Origin of the sequence: Pseudomonas sp. Pseusp97, from assembly GCF_047304025.1 — a bacterium.
Lineage (GTDB): Bacteria > Pseudomonadota > Gammaproteobacteria > Pseudomonadales > Pseudomonadaceae > Pseudomonas.
In genome coordinates, this window is record NZ_JBGLYK010000003.1 from 59,716 (window position 1) to 76,865 (window position 17,150).

Genomic DNA, 17,150 nt, shown 5'->3' on the forward strand with positions numbered 1-17,150 from the left:
CTGATCGAGCATGAGCCTGATCGCTTCCGACCAATTCCGCATCGTTGTCGGCCTCGGCAAGAGCGGCATGTCCCTGGTGCGCTACCTGGCGCGCCAGGGCGTGCCCTTTGCCGTGGCCGATACGCGCGCGAATCCGCCGGAGCTGGCGACCCTGCGCGAGCAGTACCCGCAGGTCGAGGTGCGCTGTGGCGACCTCGATGCCGATTTCCTCTGCCGCGCCCAGGAGCTCTACGTGAGCCCCGGCCTGTCGCTGCGTGTTCCCGCGCTGGTGGAAGCAGCTGCCCGTGGCGTGCGCATGTCCGGTGACGTCGACCTGTTCGCGCGTCACGCGAAGGCGCCGATAGTCGCCATCACCGGCTCCAACGCCAAGAGCACCGTCACCACCCTGGTGGGCGACATGGCCAAGGCCGCCGGCAAGCGCGTTGCCGTTGGCGGCAACCTCGGCACCCCGGCGCTGGACCTGCTGGCCGACGACGTCGAGCTCTACGTGGTGGAGCTGTCCAGCTTCCAGCTGGAGACCTGCGAGCGCCTGAACGCCGAGGTCGCCACCTGCCTGAACGTCAGCGAAGACCACATGGATCGCTATGACGGCATGGCCGATTACCACCTGGCCAAGCACCGCATCTTCCGCGGCGCCAGACAGGTCGTGGTGAACCGCGCCGACGCGCTGAGCCGTCCGCTGATCGCCGACAACGTGCCGTGCTGGACCTTCGGCACCAACAAACCGGACTTCAAGGCTTTCGGCCTGATCGAGGAAGACGGCGAGAAGTGGCTGGCGTTCCAGTTCGACAAGCTGATGCCGGCCCGCGAGCTGAAGATCCGTGGTGCGCACAACCAGTCCAACGCCCTGGCCGCGCTGGCGCTGGGGCATGCCGTCGGGCTGCCGTTCGAGCCGATGCTGCAGACCCTGCGCGAATTCGCCGGTCTTGCCCATCGCTGCCAATGGGTGCGCGAGCGCAACGGCGTGAATTACTACGACGATTCCAAGGCCACCAACGTAGGCGCCGCCCTGGCGGCCATCGAAGGCCTGGGCGCCGACATCGACGGCAAGCTGGTGCTGATCGCCGGTGGCGACGGCAAGGGCGCCGACTTCCATGACCTGCGTGACCCGGTCACGCAGCATTGCCGCGCGGTGGTGCTGCTGGGCCGTGACGCCGAGCTGGTCGGCGCCGCCATTGGCAACGCCGTGCCCAAGGTCCGCGTGAATACCCTGGACGAAGCCGTCGAGCACGCTGCCGACCTGGCTCTGCCCGGGGACGCCGTGCTGCTGTCGCCGGCCTGCGCGAGCCTGGACATGTTCAAGAACTACGAGGAACGCGGACGCCTGTTCGCCAAGGCCGTGGAGGAGCTCGCCTGATGTTCTCCTTCCTGCGCCCCTATCCGTCCCCGCTGATCAGCCGCAACGGCATCGACGTCGACTTCCCGCTGCTCGCGGGCTGTCTGGCGCTGCTCGGCCTCGGCCTGGTGATGGTCACTTCGGCATCCTCCGAAGTCGCCGCGGCGCAGTCCGGCAACCCCCTGTACTTCTCGGTCCGCCACCTGATCTACCTCGCCATCGGCTTCGTCGCCTGCGGCGTGACCATGATGGTGCCGATGGAAACCTGGCAGCGCTGGGGCTGGAAGCTGCTGGCCGTGGCCTTCCTGCTGCTGGTGATGGTGATCACCCCCGGCATCGGCCGCGAGGTAAACGGCTCCATGCGCTGGATCGGCTTCGGCCTGTTCAACATCCAGCCCTCGGAGATCGCCAAGGTCTTCGTGGTGATCTTCATGGCCGGCTACCTCGTACGCCGCCAGGAAGAAGTGCGCGAGAGCTGGCTGGGCTTCTTCAAGCCCTTCGTGGTGCTGCTGCCGATGGCCGGCCTGCTGCTGCGCGAGCCGGACTTCGGCGCCACCGTGGTGATGATGGGCGCGGCTGCCGCGATGCTGTTCCTCGGCGGCGTGGGCCTGTTCCGCTTCGGCCTGATGGTCGCGCTGGCAGTCGGCGCCGTGGTGCTGCTGATCCAGACCCAGCCTTATCGGATGGCGCGCCTGACCAACTTCACCGATCCCTGGGCCGACCAGTTCGGCGCGGGCTACCAGCTCAGCCAGGCGCTGATTGCCTTCGGCCGCGGCGGCTGGACCGGCATGGGCCTGGGCAACAGCATCCAGAAGCAGTTCTACCTGCCCGAGGCGCACACCGACTTCGTGTTCGCCGTGCTCGCGGAAGAACTGGGCATCGTCGGCGCCATGGCCACCGTGGCCCTGTTCGTCTTCGTCAGCCTGCGCGCGCTGTACATCGGCATCTGGGCCGAGCAGTCGAAACAGTACTTCTCCGCCTACGTCGCCTACGGGCTGGCCTTCCTGTGGATCGGCCAGTTCCTGATCAACGTGGGCGTGAACGTCGGCCTGCTGCCGACCAAGGGCCTGACCCTGCCATTCCTCAGCTACGGCGGCAGCTCCCTGGTGATCTGCTGCGCCCAGCTGGGAATGCTGCTGCGCATCGAATGGGAACGCCGCACCGTGATGGGCAGCGAGGAATATGAATTCAGCGAAGAGGACTTTGCCGATGAAAGGTAACGTCCTGATCATGGCGGGCGGTACCGGCGGACATGTGTTCCCGGCCCTGGCCTGCGCCCGTGAGTTCCAGGCGCGCGGCTACAGCGTGCACTGGCTGGGCACCCCGCGCGGCATCGAGAACGACCTGGTACCCAAGGCCGGCCTGCCGCTGCACCTGATCAACGTCAGCGGCCTGCGCGGCAAAGGCGTCAAGTCGCTGCTGCGCGCACCGTTCGACCTGCTCAAGTCGCTGTTCCAGGCCTTGGGCGTGGTTCGCCAGCTCAAGCCGGTCTGCGTACTCGGTCTGGGTGGCTACGTCACCGGTCCGGGCGGCCTGGCTGCCAAGCTGTCCGGCGTGCCGCTGGTGATCCATGAACAGAACGCCGTCGCCGGCACTGCCAACCGCAGCCTGGCGCCGCTGGCCAAGCGGGTCTGCGAAGCCTTCCCGGATACCTTCGACAGCAGCGCCAAGCGCCTGACCACCGGCAATCCGGTGCGCGTCGAGCTGTTCCTTGAAGAGGGCGCCCGCGCGCCGCTGGCCGGCCGCCGCGTCAACCTGCTGGTGCTGGGCGGCAGCCTGGGCGCCGAGCCGCTGAACAAGCTGCTGCCTGAAGCGCTCGCGCAAATCGGGGCCGAGATTCGCCCGGCCATTCGCCATCAGGCCGGTCGTCAGCATGACCAAATTACTGCGGAGCGTTACCGCGCCGCCGGTGTCGAAGCGGACGTAGCTCCCTTCATCGCCGACATGGCCGCTGCCTACGCCTGGGCCGATCTGGTGATCTGCCGCGCCGGAGCGCTGACCGTGAGCGAGCTGACCGCCGCCGGCCTGCCGTCCTTCCTGGTGCCGCTGCCCCACGCGATCGACGACCACCAGACCAAGAACGCCGAATTCCTGGTGCGGGAGGGCGCGGCCCACCTGCTGCCACAGAAATCTACCAGCGCCGCCGAACTGGCCGCGCAGTTGTCCGAGGTATTGATGCACCCCGATTCCCTGACCCGCATGGCCGCTCGCGCACGCAGCCTGGCCAAGCCCGAGGCTACCCGCACGGTAGTCGATGCCTGCCTGGAGGTGGCCCGTGGTTAAAGAACCCACCGGCGTCACCCGCACCATGCGGCGCATCCGCCGCATCCACTTCGTCGGCATCGGTGGCGTGGGCATGTGCGGTATCGCGGAAGTGCTGCTCAACCTCGGCTACGAAGTCTCCGGTTCCGACCTCAAGGCTTCGCCGGTTACCGAGCGTCTGGAGAAATTCGGCGCAGAGATCTTCATCGGCCATCGTGCAGAGAACTCCGACGGCGCCGACGTGCTGGTGGTTTCCAGCGCGGTGAACAAGTCGAACCCGGAAGTCGCCGCCGCGCTGGATCGCCGCGTGCCGGTCGTGCCGCGCGCCGAGATGCTCGCCGAGCTGATGCGCTACCGCCACGGCATCGCCGTTGCCGGTACCCACGGCAAGACCACCACCACCAGCCTGATCGCCTCGGTATTCGCCGCCGGCGGCCTGGATCCGACCTTCGTCATCGGCGGCCGCCTGAACGCCGCCGGCACCAACGCGCAGCTGGGCACCAGCCGCTACCTGGTGGCCGAGGCCGACGAGAGCGACGCCAGCTTCCTGCACCTGCAGCCGATGGTCTCGGTGGTCACCAACATCGACGCCGACCACATGAGCACCTACGGCGGCGACTTCAACAAGCTCAAGCGCACCTTCGTCGACTTCCTGCACAACCTGCCGTTCTACGGTCTGGCGGTGGTCTGCGTGGACGACCCGGTCGTGCGCGAAATCCTGCCGCAGATTGCCCGCCCGACCGTCACCTACGGCCTGAGCGAGGACGCCGACGTCCGTGCCATCAACATCCGCCAGGAAGGCATGCGTACCTGGTTCACCGTGCTGCGCCCCGAGCGCGAGCCGCTGGACGTCTCGGTGAACATGCCCGGCCTGCACAACGTGCTGAATTCCCTGGCGACCATCGTCATCGCCACCGACGAAGGCATCTCCGACGAGGCCATCGTCCAGGGCCTGTCCGGCTTCCAGGGCGTCGGCCGGCGCTTCCAGGTCTATGGCGACCTGCAGGTGGAAGGCGGCAGCGTGATGCTGGTCGACGACTACGGCCACCACCCGCGCGAAGTCGCGGCGGTGATCAAGGCCGTGCGTGGCGGCTGGCCGGAGCGCCGTCTGGTGATGGTCTACCAGCCGCACCGCTTCAGCCGTACCCGCGACCTCTACGACGACTTCGTGCAGGTGCTGGGCGAGGCCAACGTGCTGATGCTGATGGAGGTCTACCCGGCCGGCGAAGAGCCGATTCCCGGCGCCGACAGCCGTCATCTGTGCCACAGCATCCGTCAGCGCGGCCAGCTCGACCCGATCTACTTGGAGCGTGGCGGTGACCTCGCTTCGCTGCTGAAACCGCTGCTGCGACCCGGCGACATCCTGCTCTGCCAGGGCGCCGGCGATATCGGCGGGCTGGCTCCGGCACTGATCAAGAATCCGATGTTCGGCGCCGCCGCTGCTGGCGCCGAGGGGAAGAAGCAATGAGTGACGCCCTCAAATCCGCCCTCGAGCCCCGCGCCTTCGGTCGCGTCGCCGTGCTGTACGGCGGCAGGAGCGCCGAGCGCGAGGTGTCGCTGAAGTCCGGCGCCATGGTCCTGCAGGCGCTGCAGGGCGCGGGCGTGGACGCCTTTGGCATCGACGTGGGTGACGATCTGCTGGAGCGTCTGACCCGCGAGAAGATCGACCGCGCCTTCATCATCCTCCACGGCCGTGGCGGTGAGGACGGCACCATGCAGGGCCTGCTGGAAATCGCCGGCATTCCCTATACCGGCAGCGGCGTGCTGGCCTCCGCGCTGGCCATGGACAAGCTGCGCACCAAGCGCGTGTGGCTCAGCCTCGGCCTGCCCACACCCGACCACGCCGTGCTGGCCAGCGAGGACGATTGTCGTGCCGCCGCGGCGAAGCTCGGTTTCCCGCTGATCGTCAAGCCGGCCAACGAGGGTTCGAGCATCGGCATGGCCAAGGTGAACAGTGTGGAAGAGCTGATCGCCGCCTGGGCTGCCGCCGCGAAGTACGACCCGCAGGTGCTCGTCGAGCAGTGGATCAGCGGCCCCGAATACACCGTCGCGATCCTCCGTGGCCAGGTGCTGCCGCCCATTCGCCTGGGCACCCCGCATACCTTCTACGACTACGACGCGAAGTACCTGGCCAACGATACCCAGTACCAGATTCCCTGCGGCCTCGATGCCGACAAGGAGCAGGAGCTCAAGGACCTGACCGCGCGCGCCTGCGATGCACTCGGCATCCAGGGCTGGGGTCGGACCGACGTGATGCAGGACGCCCAGGGGCGTTTCTGGCTGTTGGAAGTGAACACCGCACCGGGCATGACCGACCACAGCCTGGTGCCCATGGCCGCGCGCGCGGCCGGCCTGGATTTCCAGCAACTGGTGCTGGCGATCCTCGCCGACAGCGTCGAGGCAAGGGGGTAAGTCATGAACGGCGCGCAGCTTCGTCACCAGAATCCCGGAATCGGCCGTGCCCCGGCACGCAAGCCGGTGCCGCGCGGCGCCAGCCGTCTGGTGGCCAAGGAGCCGCTCAGCGCCCGCATGCCCAAGCCCAGCTTCGGCTTCCTGAAGGTGCTGCTGTGGCCTCTGGTGCTGGGCGCGCTCGGCGGGGGTGCCTACTACGGTGCGCAATACGTGCTGCCCTACGCGGACCGGCCGATCGCCAAGGTCAGCGTGGAGGGTGACCTCAGCTACATCAGCCAGGCGGCGGTGCAGCAGCGGATCAGCCCCTACGTCTCGGCCAGCTTCTTCACCATCGACCTGGCCGGCATGCGCCAGGAACTGGAGCAGATGCCCTGGATCGCCCATGCCGAAGTGCGTCGCGTATGGCCCGACCAGGTGGTTGTCCGCCTGGACGAGCAATTGCCCATCGCCCGTTGGGGTGACGAAGCGCTGCTGAACAACCAGGGTCAGGCTTTCGCCCCGCGTGAAGTGGCCAACTACGAGCACCTGCCGCGCCTGTCCGGGCCGCAGCGCGCTCAGCAGCAAGTGATGCAGCAGTACCAGATTCTCAGCCAGATGCTCCGCCCGCTGGGCTTCACCATCGCCAGCCTGGACATGAGTTCGCGCGGCGCCTGGACCCTGGGTACCGCGCAGGGCGTGGAGATCATGCTGGGCCGCGATCACGCGGTAGAACAGATTCGCCGGTTCGTGACCATCTACGACAAGGCGCTGAAAGAACAGATTACGAAAATCGCCCGCATCGACATGCGTTACCCCAACGGTCTGGCCGTTGCGTGGCGCGATCCGGTGCCGGAAACGACGGTGGCCCAGACCACCGCCGTGCAGTGAGTTGAGGAGACTTCTATAAACATGGCAAGCGTGCAGAGCGGCAAAATGGTCGTCGGCCTGGACATCGGCACCTCCAAGGTGGTGGCGCTGGTGGGCGAGGTGGCGGCCGATGGCAAGCTGGAAATCGTCGGCATCGGGACGCACCCGTCGCGCGGCCTGAAGAAAGGCGTGGTGGTGAACATCGAGTCCACCGTGCAATCGATCCAGCGCGCCATCGATGAAGCCCAGCAGATGGCTGGCTGCCGTATCCACTCGGCCTTCGTCGGCATCGCCGGCAACCATATCCGCAGCCTGAACTCCCACGGCATCGTGGCGATCCGCGACCGCGAAGTGAGCGGCGCCGACATCGAGCGCGTGCTGGACGCGGCCCAGGCCGTGGCCATCCCGGCCGACCAGCGTGTATTGCACACGCTGGCCCAGGACTACGTGATCGATAACCAGGAAGGCGTGCGCGAGCCGCTGGGCATGTCCGGCGTACGCCTGGAAGCCAAGGTGCACGTGGTGACCTGCGCGGTGAACGCCGCGCAGAACATCGAGAAGTGCGTGCGCCGCTGCGGCCTGGAAGTGGACGACATCATCCTCGAGCAGCTGGCTTCGGCCTACTCCGTGCTCACCGAGGATGAAAAGGAACTGGGCGTGTGCCTGGTGGACATCGGCGGCGGCACCACCGATATCGCCATCTTCACCGAGGGCGCCATCCGCCATACGGCAGTGATCCCGATCGCCGGCGATCAGGTCACGAACGACATCGCCATGGCGCTGCGCACCCCGACCCAATACGCCGAAGAAATCAAGATTCGTTATGCTTGCGCACTGGCCAAACTGGCCGGTCCCGGCGAAACCATCAAGGTACCCAGCGTTGGCGATCGGCCGCCGCGGGAACTGTCGCGCCAAGCGCTTGCCGAAGTGGTCGAGCCGCGTTACGACGAGCTCTTCACCCTGGTTCAGGCCGAACTGCGTCGCAGTGGCTACGAAGACCTGATTCCGGCTGGGATCGTCCTGACCGGTGGCACCTCCAAGATGGAAGGCGCCGTCGAGCTGGCCGAGGAGATCTTCCACATGCCGGTGCGCCTGGGCGTACCCCACAGCGTCAAAGGCCTGGCCGACGTCGTGCGCAATCCCATCTATTCCACCGGCGTGGGGCTGCTGCTGTACGGACTGCAGAAGCAATCCGATGGCATCTCCCTGTCCGGCAGCAGCTTCAGCAGCGACGAACCCAAGACACCGGTACTGGAAAAGCTCAAACGCTGGGTCCAGGGCAATTTCTGATTTACCACCGCGGTAAACGTAGGCAACACAACTAGAAAGGAAGGAGAGGGGAAATGTTTGAACTGGTAGATAACGTCCCGCAAACAGCAGTCATCAAGGTTATCGGCGTAGGTGGCGGCGGCGGCAACGCCGTGAACCACATGGCCAAGAACAACGTTGATGGCGTCGAATTCATTTGCGCCAACACCGATGCGCAGGCGCTGAAGAACATCGCCGCGCGCACCGTGCTGCAGCTCGGCCCGGGTGTGACCAAGGGCCTGGGCGCTGGCGCCAACCCTGAAGTAGGCCGCCAGGCCGCCATCGAGGACCGCGAGCGTATCGCCGAGGTCCTGGAAGGCGCCGACATGGTCTTCATCACCACCGGCATGGGTGGCGGTACCGGTACCGGTGCTGCGCCGATCATCGCCGAGGTTGCCAAGGAAATGGGCATCCTCACTGTGGCCGTGGTCACCCGTCCGTTCCCGTTCGAGGGCCGCAAGCGCATGCAAATCGCCGACGAGGGCATCCGCTCGCTGGCAGAAAGCGTCGACTCGCTGATCACCATCCCGAACGAAAAACTGCTGACCATCCTGGGCAAGGACGCTAGCCTGCTGGCCGCCTTCGCCAAGGCTGACGATGTTCTGGCCGGTGCCGTTCGCGGTATCTCCGACATCATCAAGCGCCCGGGCATGATCAACGTCGACTTCGCCGACGTGAAAACCGTCATGAGCGAAATGGGCATGGCCATGATGGGTACCGGCTGCGCCAGCGGCCCGAACCGCGCTCGCGAGGCTACCGAAGCCGCGATCCGCAACCCGCTGCTGGAAGACGTCAACCTGCAGGGCGCCCGCGGCATCCTGGTGAACATCACCGCCGGTCCCGACCTGTCCCTGGGCGAATACTCCGACGTGGGTAACATCATCGAGCAGTTCGCTTCCGAGCACGCCACCGTGAAAGTGGGCACCGTGATCGATCCGGACATGCGCGACGAACTGCACGTCACCGTGGTCGCCACCGGTCTGGGCGCGCGCCTGGAGAAGCCGGTCAAGGTGGTCGACAACACCGTCCAGACCCAGGCCGTCAGCTCCCAGGCTCCGGTGCAGCGCGAGCAGCAGTCGGTGAACTACCGCGACCTGGACCGTCCGACCGTCATGCGCAACCAGAACCACGGCGGCGCTGCCACCGCGGCCAAGCTGAACCCGCAGGACGATCTGGACTACCTGGATATCCCGGCCTTCCTGCGTCGTCAGGCCGATTGAGTCGATTTATCAGGAGTATCAATGTGATTGGTGTTCAGCAAAGGGCGGTTCTGCTATCATCGCCGCCCATTGTTGACAACAGTTCGCAACTTGCGCGAAAGCGGCCAAAGCCATGATCAGACAACGCACCTTGAAGAACATCATCCGGGCGACCGGTGTCGGCCTGCACTCCGGGGAGAAGGTTTACCTGACCCTGAAGCCGGCTCCCGTCGATACCGGCATCGTGTTCTGCCGGACCGATCTCGACCCTGTGGTGGAAATTCCCGCCCGGGCCTCGAACGTCGGCGAAACCACCATGTCGACCACCCTGGTCAAGGGTGACGTCAAAGTGGATACCGTGGAGCATCTGCTTTCGGCCATGGCCGGCCTGGGTATCGACAATGCCTATGTCGAGCTGTCCGCGTTGGAAGTACCGATCATGGACGGCAGCGCAGGTCCCTTCGTATTCCTGATCCAGTCCGCTGGCCTGCAAGAGCAGGAAGCGGCCAAGAAGTTCATCCGCATCAAGCGCGAAGTAACGGTGGAAGAGGGCGACAAGCGCGCCACCTTCGTTCCGTTCGACGGCTTCAAGGTGAGCTTCGAAATCGATTTCGATCACCCGGTCTTCCGTGGTCGCACCCAGAAAGCCGTGGTGGATTTCTCCAGCACTTCCTTCGTCAAGGAAGTCAGCCGCGCCCGTACCTTCGGGTTCATGCGCGACATCGAGATGCTGCGTTCGCAGAACCTGGCTCTGGGTGGCAGCGTGGAGAACGCCGTCGTGGTCGACGAGTATCGAGTGCTCAACGAAGACGGCCTTCGTTACGAGGACGAGTTCGTCAAGCACAAGATCCTGGACGCCATTGGTGACCTGTACCTGCTGGGTAACAGCCTCATCGGCGAGTTCATCGGCTACAAGTCCGGTCACGCCCTGAACAACCGTCTCCTGCGTACCCTCATCGCAGACAAGGACGCTTGGGAAGTGGTGACCTTCGAGGACGCCAAGACCGCGCCGATCTCCTATATGCGACCCGCTGCGGCCGTATAAGGAAACCTCCTCCTTTCAGCTACAACTTCAAAGGCCACCCTCGGGTGGCCTTTTTTTATGCCGTTGCTTTTATTCCTGGCCCGTTTCCGGTGGCTTGCGGCTGCGGCTGGCTAGGCGTTCGAGAGCGGCTTTCAGCTGCGGATTGCTGATGCCCTCGGCTGCTTCGTGCAGGGTCGCGGAAGCGGACTCGGTGATGCGGTTGGTGTTCACGCGGACAGGTGCCTGGATCGCTGGCTGGACCTTGAACAGGATGCGCGTGAGTCCCCTGAACTCCTCGAACGTGGCCAGTTGCCGCAGCAGGCGGTTCTGCTGGTAGCGCAGGCGCGTGGCCCAATGGCCATCGGTGACCACCAGCAGCAGGCTGCCTTCGCGCCAGGAGGCGATGCGGCAATAAGGGCGCGCGGCCGGCTGCAATTGCGAGTCGAGCAACTCCTGCAGGCGCGAGAGGCGTTGCGCCTGCGCGAACAATGACTGCAGCGGCTTGGCTTCGCGCAGCAGCTTGGTCATCGCCTTGGCGGGCAGGGGGCGGAAGGCCATCAGGAGCAACCGGGAGTGAATGAAGAAGGATGGTAACAGATGCGCTGGGGGCCAGATGCCACCGTCCACCCTTGAACTTGGCAGTCCGCGTCACCATATCACCCACTCGGATGCAAAGTTGTCCGCCCATGCATTGCCCCCAAGCTCGCAGAATGCGAAGCTTCGGAGGATGACTCCGGCACTTTTTTCCCGGAAGTTTCCGGGTAGAATGCCCGCTTCATTGCCGTTCCGCGCCGCGGCCAGCCAGTCGGGCAGCCCTCCAATTCTCCAGTTCGGATGACCCAGTCGATATGTTTGCGCCTTTGTTGAAAAAACTCTTTGGAAGCAAGAACGAGCGCGAAGTGAAGCGCATGGCCAAGCAGGTCCAGGCCATCAATGCACTCGAGCCCCAGATGGTCCCGCTTTCCGATGAGCAACTGAAGGCCAAGACCGAAGAGTTCAAGGCGCGTGTCGCCAAGGGCGAAAGCCTCGACCAGATCCTGCCGGAAGCCTTCGCCGTTGCCCGCGAGGCCGGCAAGCGCGTCATGGGCATGCGCCACTTCGATGTGCAGTTGATCGGCGGCATGACCCTGCACGAAGGCAAGATCGCCGAGATGCGTACCGGTGAAGGTAAAACCCTCGTAGGTACCCTGGCCGTCTACCTGAACGCCCTGGCCGGCAAAGGCGTGCACGTGGTCACCGTGAACGACTACCTGGCTCGCCGCGATGCCAACTGGATGCGTCCGCTGTATGAATTCCTCGGCCTGACCGTGGGCATCGTCAGCCCCTTCCAGCCGCCGGAAGAGAAGCGCGCCGCCTACGCCGCCGACATCACCTACGGCACCAACAACGAATTCGGTTTCGACTACCTGCGCGACAACATGGCGTTCAGCCTGGAAGACAAGTTCCAGCGCGAACTGAACTTCGCCGTGGTCGACGAAGTGGACTCCATCCTCATCGACGAGGCGCGGACTCCGCTGATCATTTCCGGCCAGGCCGAAGACAGCTCTGAGCTGTACATCAAGATCAACAAGCTGATCCCGCGCCTCAAGCGTCACGTCGAGGAAGTCGAGGGCCAGGTGACCCAGCAGGGCCACTACAGCATCGACGAGAAGACCCGCCAGGTCGAACTCAACGAGCAGGGCCATGCATACGTCGAAGAGCTGCTGACCCAGAACGGCCTGCTGGCCGAGGGCGAGAGCCTGTACTCGGCGCACAACCTCAGCCTGCTGACCCACGTCTACGCCGCGCTGCGTGCCCACACCCTGTTCCACCGCAACGTGGAATACATCGTCCAGGGTGACCAGGTCCTGCTGATCGACGAGCACACCGGCCGCACCATGCCGGGCCGCCGCCTCTCCGAGGGCCTGCACCAGGCCATCGAGGCAAAGGAAAACCTGCCGATCCAGGCCGAGAGCCAGACCCTGGCCTCGACCACCTTCCAGAACTACTTCCGCCTCTACACCAAGCTGGCCGGCATGACCGGCACCGCCGACACCGAGGCCTTCGAATTCCGCCAGACCTACGGCCTGGACGTGGTGGTGATCCCGACCCACCGTCCGGTGGCCCGTAAGGACTTCAACGACCTGGTCTACCTGACCCAGGACGAGAAGTACGCCGCCATCATCACCGACGTGCAGCAGTGCCAGGCACTGGGCCGTCCGATCCTCGTGGGTACCGCTTCGGTCGAAACGTCCGAATACGTCTCGCAGCTGCTGCAGAACGCCGGCATCGAGCACAAGGTACTGAACGCCAAGTACCACGAGAAGGAAGCCGAGATCATCGCCCAGGCCGGTCGTCCGGGCTCGGTCACCATCGCCACCAACATGGCCGGTCGCGGTACCGACATCCTGCTGGGCGGCAACTGGGAAGTGGAAGTCGCCGCGCTGGAGAACCCCACCGACGAGCAGGTCGCGCAGATCAAGGCCGACTGGCAGAAGCGCCACCAGCAGGTCATCGAGGCGGGCGGCCTGCACGTGATCGCTTCCGAGCGCCACGAATCCCGCCGTATCGACAACCAGCTGCGCGGCCGTGCCGGTCGTCAGGGCGACCCGGGTTCCAGTCGCTTCTATCTGTCGCTGGAAGACCACCTGATGCGCATCTTCGCCTCCGACCGGGTGAAGAACTTCATGAAGGCCCTCGGCATGCAGCCGGGCGAGGCGATCGAGCACCGCATGGTGACCAACGCTATCGAAAAGGCGCAGCGCAAGGTCGAAGGCCGCAACTTCGATATCCGCAAGCAACTGCTGGAGTTCGACGACGTCGCCAACGAGCAGCGCAAGGTGATCTACCACATGCGCAACACCCTGCTCGCGGCCGACAACATCGGCGAGACCATCGCCGAGTTCCGCGAAGAGACGCTGAACAATACCGTCAGCGAGCACATCCCGCCGCAGTCGCTGCCCGAGCAGTGGGACGTGGCCGGCCTGGAAGCCGCGCTATACAGCGATTTCGGTCTGAAGCTGCCGATCCAGCAGTGGCTGGATGACGACGAGAAGCTCTACGAGGAAACCCTGCGCGAGAAGATCCTCGCCGAGCTGGTTGCCGCTTACCACGAGAAGGAAGAGCTCGCCGGCGAAGAAGCCCTGCGCACCTTCGAGAAGCAGATGCTGCTGCGCGTGCTGGACGACCTGTGGAAGGACCACCTGTCCACCATGGATCACCTGCGTCACGGCATCCACCTGCGCGGCTACGCGCAGAAGAACCCGAAGCAGGAGTACAAGCGCGAGTCGTTCAACCTGTTCCAGGACCTGCTGAACTCCATCAAGCGCGACACCATCCGCGTACTGTCCTTCGTCCAGGTTCGCCGCGAAGACCCGGCCGAAGAAGAGGCGCGTCTGCGCCGCGAAGCCGAGGAAATGGCCAAGCGCATGCAGTTCCAGCATGCCGAAGCGCCTTCCATGGACCAGGTCACCAGCGAGCCGGAAGAAGAAGGCGAGCTGCCGGCGGACAACGTGGTGCCGATGGAGCCCATCCGCAACGAACCGAAGATCGGCCGCAACGAGCCGTGCCCTTGCGGTTCGGGCAAGAAGTACAAGCACTGCCACGGTCAGGTGGAATAACGCCTCCCGACCCTGATACCAACGCCGCGACCGGCCCTGCCGCTCGCGGCGTTTTTCACATCTGATCCACTGATTTGTTCACTGACTAGATAGGAGCGCGCCACATGGCTGTTGGTCTCGGCCCCATGTCCACCCTGCACCCGGTCCCCGGTTTCGAACTCGGCATCGCCTCCGCCGGCATCAAGCGACCCGGCCGCAAGGACATCGTGGTGATGCGCTGCGCCGAAGGTTCCACCGTGGCCGGTGTGTTCACCACCAACGCCTTCTGCGCCGCCCCGGTGATCCTGGCGCGCAAGCGCTTCCTGGGCCCGGTGCGCTACCTGCTGACCAACACCGGCAACGCCAACGCCGGTACCGGCGAGTCCGGCCTGGCCAACGCCGCCCGTACCTGCGCCAAGCTGGCCGAGCTGGCCGGCGTGCCCGAAAGCGCCGTGCTGCCGTACTCCACCGGCGTGATCGGCGAGCCGCTGCCGGTCGAGAAGATCGAAGCCGCGCTGCCCGCCGCGCTGGCCAACCTGTCGGTGGATAACTGGGCCGACGCAGCCGCCGGCATCATGACCACCGACACCCTGCCCAAGGGCGCCAGCCGCCAGTTCCAGCACGACGGCGTGACTATCACCGTCACCGGCATCAGCAAGGGCGCCGGCATGATCAAGCCGAACATGGCCACCATGCTCGGCTACATCGCCACCGACGCCAAGGTCGCCCAGGGCGTGCTGCAGGACCTGCTGCGCGACGCGTCGAACAAGTCCTTCAACCGCATCACCATCGACGGCGACACCTCCACCAACGACTGCTGCATGCTGGTCGCCACCGGCCAGGCCGCGCTGCCGGAAATCACCGCCGCCTCCGGCGCGCTGTTCGCCGCGCTGAAGCAGGCCGTGCTGGACGTTTCCATGGAGCTGGCGCAGGCCATCGTCCGCGACGGCGAAGGCGCCACCAAGTTCGTCACCGTGCAGGTGAACGGCGGCGCGACTCACCAGGAATGCCTGGATGTCGGCTACGCCGTGTCCCACTCGCCGCTGATCAAGACCGCGCTGTTCGCCTCCGACCCGAACTGGGGCCGCATCCTCGCCGCCGTCGGCCGGGCCGGCGTGCCGGACCTGGACGTGAGCCTGATCGACGTGTTCCTGGACGACGTGGCCATCGCCAGCCGTGGGTGCCGCGCCGCCAGCTACACCGAGGACCAGGGCGCGAAGGTCATGGCCCAGGAAGAGATCACCATTCGCATCGATCTCGGCCGTGGCACCTGCAGCGAGACCATCTGGACCACCGACCTGTCCCACGAGTACGTGAAGATCAACGCGGAATACCGTACTTAAGGGCAGCGGTAAGCTTGAAGCTGCAAGCCACAAGCAAGAGCTGCCTGGCTTGCAGCTTGCAGCTTCAGCTCGCATTCCCGATTTTCATGGATAGATGAAAATCGGGAATTTGTTTTCATGGCTGCCGCGCTCTAAGGTCTCCTGACTGACCCCTCAAGAGCATCGCATCCATGTCCCTCACCCTGATCATCGGCAGCAAGAACGTCTCTTCCTGGTCCCTGCGCGGCTGGCTGTCCATGCAGCTCACCGGTGCCGAGTTCGAGGAAATCCTCATTCCCCTGGGTGGCCAGGACACCGCGCGGCGCATCCGCGAACACTCGCCCAGCGGAAAAGTGCCGGCGCTCAAATGCGAACACGGGCTGATCTGGGATTCCCTGTCGATTGCCGAATACCTCGCCGAGCGCTTCCCCGAGGCCCACCTGTGGCCGCGTGGCGAAGCGGCCCGCGCCCTGGCGCGCACGGTCTGCGCCGAGATGCACAGCGGCTTCATGGCGCTGCGCTCGAGCATGCCGATGGACATCCAGCGCAACCAGCCGCTGGCCGAGGTGCCGGAAGCCGTGGAGGCGGACATCGCACGCATCGTCGAGCTCTGGGCGCTGTGCCGCCGACAGTTCGGCCAGGACGGCCCGTTCCTGTTCGGCCACGCCAGCATTGCCGATGCCTTCTATGCGCCTGTGGCGACCCGCCTGCGCAGCTACTGCGTGACCCTGCCGATCGAGGCGCAGAACTACGTCGATGCGATCTACGCCTGGCCGGCCTTCCGCCCCTGGCTCGACGCGGCGATGCTCGAACGCGCCTGATCGCGGCGGCCAATGACGGTAGAATGCGCGTCTGCGCGGGCCCTGCCTGAATCGGATTGAGGAGTAGCACTGTGAAACGAGTACATGTCGCCGCCGCCGTGATTCGCGGACTCGATGGCCGGGTGCTGATCGCCCGCCGTCCGGACGACAAGCACCAGGGCGGTCTCTGGGAGTTTCCCGGCGGCAAGGTGGAAGAGGGCGAAGCGGTGCAGGTCGCCCTGGCCCGCGAGCTGAAGGAAGAGCTCGGCATCGACGTCGAGCAGGCGCGCCCGCTGATCCGCGTGCAGCATGACTACAGCGACAAGCAGGTGCTGCTGGATGTCTGGGAAGTCTCCGGCTTTTCCGGCGTGCCGCACGGTGCCGAGGGCCAGCCGCTGGCCTGGGTCGCCCCGCGCGACCTGCCGGACTACGAGTTCCCGGCGGCCAACGAGCCGATCGTACAGGCCGCGCGCCTGCCTGATCGCTACCTGATCACGCCCGATGGCCTGGAAATCCCCCAGCTGGTGCAGGGCGTTCGTGCCGCTGTCGCCAGTGGCATCCGTCTGATCCAGCTGCGCGCGCCGAACATGTACAGTCCCGAATACCGCGACCTCGCCGTCGACGTGCAAGGCCTGTGCGCCGGCAAGGCGCAGCTGATGCTCAAGGGCCCGCTGGAGTGGCTGGGCGACTTCCCGGCTGCCGGCTGGCACCTGACCTCCGAACAGCTGCGCAAGTACGCGCCCAATGGTCGTCCGTTCCCCCGCGAGCGCCTGCTGGCGGCTTCCTGCCACAGCGCCGAGGAGCTGGAGCTGGCGGCGCGCATGGGCGTGGACTTCGTCACTCTGTCGCCGGTGCAGCCCACCGAGAGCCATCCGGGCGAACCGGCGCTGGGCTGGGACGCAGCGGCGGGGCTGATCGATGGCTTCAACCAGCCGGTGTTCCTGCTCGGTGGCGTCGGCCCGCAGGATGTCGAGCGCGCCTGGCAGGCCGGCGCTCAGGGCGTGGCGGGTATTCGCGCGTTCTGGCCGAAAAGCGAAGGTTGACTCCGCTGAGCTGACGGCTC

Annotated in this window: 14 protein-coding genes; 13 read left to right on the forward strand and 1 reads right to left on the reverse strand. The window is 65.5% G+C overall.

The window, feature by feature from the left end:
* The first annotated feature begins 10 nt into the window (after positions 1-10).
* The 9 genes from murD (at position 11) to lpxC (ending at position 10,408) form a co-directional block, all read left to right on the forward strand.
* Entirely contained in the window at positions 11-1,357 is a 1,347-nt protein-coding gene (murD, locus tag ACCC94_RS01445; protein WP_413347702.1) for a UDP-N-acetylmuramoyl-L-alanine--D-glutamate ligase, read from the forward strand.
* The gene (ftsW, locus tag ACCC94_RS01450) at positions 1,357-2,556 is read left to right on the forward strand and encodes a putative lipid II flippase FtsW (protein ID WP_413347703.1); all 1,200 of its coding nucleotides are present in this window, start codon (positions 1,357-1,359) and stop codon (positions 2,554-2,556) included. The genes murD and ftsW overlap by 1 nt, the downstream gene beginning before the upstream one ends.
* Positions 2,546-3,619, forward strand: coding sequence for an undecaprenyldiphospho-muramoylpentapeptide beta-N-acetylglucosaminyltransferase (murG, locus tag ACCC94_RS01455; protein ID WP_413347704.1), 1,074 nt, complete (start codon positions 2,546-2,548; stop codon positions 3,617-3,619). The genes ftsW and murG overlap by 11 nt, the downstream gene beginning before the upstream one ends.
* Positions 3,612-5,066 (forward strand): UDP-N-acetylmuramate--L-alanine ligase, encoded by a 1,455-nt coding sequence (murC, locus tag ACCC94_RS01460; protein WP_413347705.1) that lies wholly within the window; start codon positions 3,612-3,614, stop codon positions 5,064-5,066. The genes murG and murC overlap by 8 nt, the downstream gene beginning before the upstream one ends.
* Positions 5,063-6,010, forward strand: a complete 948-nt coding sequence (locus ACCC94_RS01465) for a D-alanine--D-alanine ligase (protein WP_413347706.1) — start codon at positions 5,063-5,065, stop codon at positions 6,008-6,010. Before murC ends, ACCC94_RS01465 begins: the two co-directional genes overlap by 4 nt.
* A 3-nt stretch (positions 6,011-6,013) precedes the next feature.
* Complete coding sequence (locus ACCC94_RS01470) at positions 6,014-6,877, forward strand: cell division protein FtsQ/DivIB (protein ID WP_413347707.1); 864 nt, start codon at positions 6,014-6,016, stop codon at positions 6,875-6,877.
* Positions 6,878-6,898: 21 nt separating this feature from the next.
* On the forward strand, positions 6,899-8,146 hold the full coding sequence (gene ftsA, locus ACCC94_RS01475) for a cell division protein FtsA (protein ID WP_017518096.1): 1,248 nt from the start codon (positions 6,899-6,901) through the stop codon (positions 8,144-8,146).
* Positions 8,147-8,199: 53 nt separating this feature from the next.
* Positions 8,200-9,384 (forward strand): cell division protein FtsZ, encoded by a 1,185-nt coding sequence (gene ftsZ, locus ACCC94_RS01480; RefSeq protein WP_138212317.1) that lies wholly within the window; start codon positions 8,200-8,202, stop codon positions 9,382-9,384.
* A 112-nt stretch (positions 9,385-9,496) separates the two neighbouring features.
* Positions 9,497-10,408 carry a UDP-3-O-acyl-N-acetylglucosamine deacetylase gene (lpxC, locus tag ACCC94_RS01485; RefSeq protein WP_413347708.1) on the forward strand — a complete coding sequence of 304 codons (912 nt, stop codon included), beginning with the start codon at positions 9,497-9,499 and terminating at the stop codon, positions 10,406-10,408.
* Between the two features lie 69 nt (positions 10,409-10,477).
* Here lpxC and ACCC94_RS01490 read toward each other — a convergent pair whose 3' ends face one another.
* Positions 10,478-10,945, reverse strand: a complete 468-nt coding sequence (locus ACCC94_RS01490) for a DUF721 domain-containing protein (protein ID WP_413347709.1) — start codon at positions 10,943-10,945, stop codon at positions 10,478-10,480.
* A gap of 290 nt (positions 10,946-11,235) precedes the next feature.
* Between ACCC94_RS01490 and secA the strand changes: the two genes are divergently transcribed.
* The 4 genes from secA to ACCC94_RS01510 all read left to right on the forward strand — a co-directional run bounded on the left by secA (position 11,236) and on the right by ACCC94_RS01510 (position 17,130).
* Positions 11,236-13,986 (forward strand): preprotein translocase subunit SecA, encoded by a 2,751-nt coding sequence (gene secA, locus ACCC94_RS01495; protein ID WP_413347710.1) that lies wholly within the window; start codon positions 11,236-11,238, stop codon positions 13,984-13,986.
* 104 nt (positions 13,987-14,090) lie between these two features.
* Positions 14,091-15,308: a bifunctional glutamate N-acetyltransferase/amino-acid acetyltransferase ArgJ gene (argJ, locus tag ACCC94_RS01500; RefSeq protein ID WP_413347711.1), complete on the forward strand. Its 1,218-nt coding sequence runs from the start codon at positions 14,091-14,093 to the stop codon at positions 15,306-15,308.
* A 170-nt stretch (positions 15,309-15,478) separates the two neighbouring features.
* On the forward strand, positions 15,479-16,108 hold the full coding sequence (locus ACCC94_RS01505) for a glutathione S-transferase family protein (RefSeq protein ID WP_413347712.1): 630 nt from the start codon (positions 15,479-15,481) through the stop codon (positions 16,106-16,108).
* A gap of 71 nt (positions 16,109-16,179) precedes the next feature.
* Entirely contained in the window at positions 16,180-17,130 is a 951-nt protein-coding gene (locus ACCC94_RS01510; protein ID WP_413347713.1) for a Nudix family hydrolase, read from the forward strand.
* Positions 17,131-17,150 lie beyond the last annotated feature (20 nt).

Excerpts from the sequence above, each read along its gene's own strand:
- murD (WP_413347702.1), top strand. The coding sequence starts at position 11 with ATGAGCCTGATCGCTTCCGACCAATTCCGCATCGTTGTCGGCCTCGGC.
- ftsW (WP_413347703.1), top strand. The coding sequence starts at position 1,357 with ATGTTCTCCTTCCTGCGCCCCTATCCGTCCCCGCTGATCAGCCGCAAC.
- murG (WP_413347704.1), top strand. The coding sequence starts at position 2,546 with ATGAAAGGTAACGTCCTGATCATGGCGGGCGGTACCGGCGGACATGTG.
- ACCC94_RS01465 (WP_413347706.1), top strand. The coding sequence starts at position 5,063 with ATGAGTGACGCCCTCAAATCCGCCCTCGAGCCCCGCGCCTTCGGTCGC.
- ACCC94_RS01470 (WP_413347707.1), top strand. The coding sequence starts at position 6,014 with ATGAACGGCGCGCAGCTTCGTCACCAGAATCCCGGAATCGGCCGTGCC.
- ftsA (WP_017518096.1), top strand. The coding sequence starts at position 6,899 with ATGGCAAGCGTGCAGAGCGGCAAAATGGTCGTCGGCCTGGACATCGGC.
- ftsZ (WP_138212317.1), top strand. The coding sequence starts at position 8,200 with ATGTTTGAACTGGTAGATAACGTCCCGCAAACAGCAGTCATCAAGGTT.
- lpxC (WP_413347708.1), top strand. The coding sequence starts at position 9,497 with ATGATCAGACAACGCACCTTGAAGAACATCATCCGGGCGACCGGTGTC.
- ACCC94_RS01490 (WP_413347709.1), bottom strand. The coding sequence starts at position 10,945 with ATGGCCTTCCGCCCCCTGCCCGCCAAGGCGATGACCAAGCTGCTGCGC.
- secA (WP_413347710.1), top strand. The coding sequence starts at position 11,236 with ATGTTTGCGCCTTTGTTGAAAAAACTCTTTGGAAGCAAGAACGAGCGC.
- argJ (WP_413347711.1), top strand. The coding sequence starts at position 14,091 with ATGGCTGTTGGTCTCGGCCCCATGTCCACCCTGCACCCGGTCCCCGGT.
- ACCC94_RS01505 (WP_413347712.1), top strand. The coding sequence starts at position 15,479 with ATGTCCCTCACCCTGATCATCGGCAGCAAGAACGTCTCTTCCTGGTCC.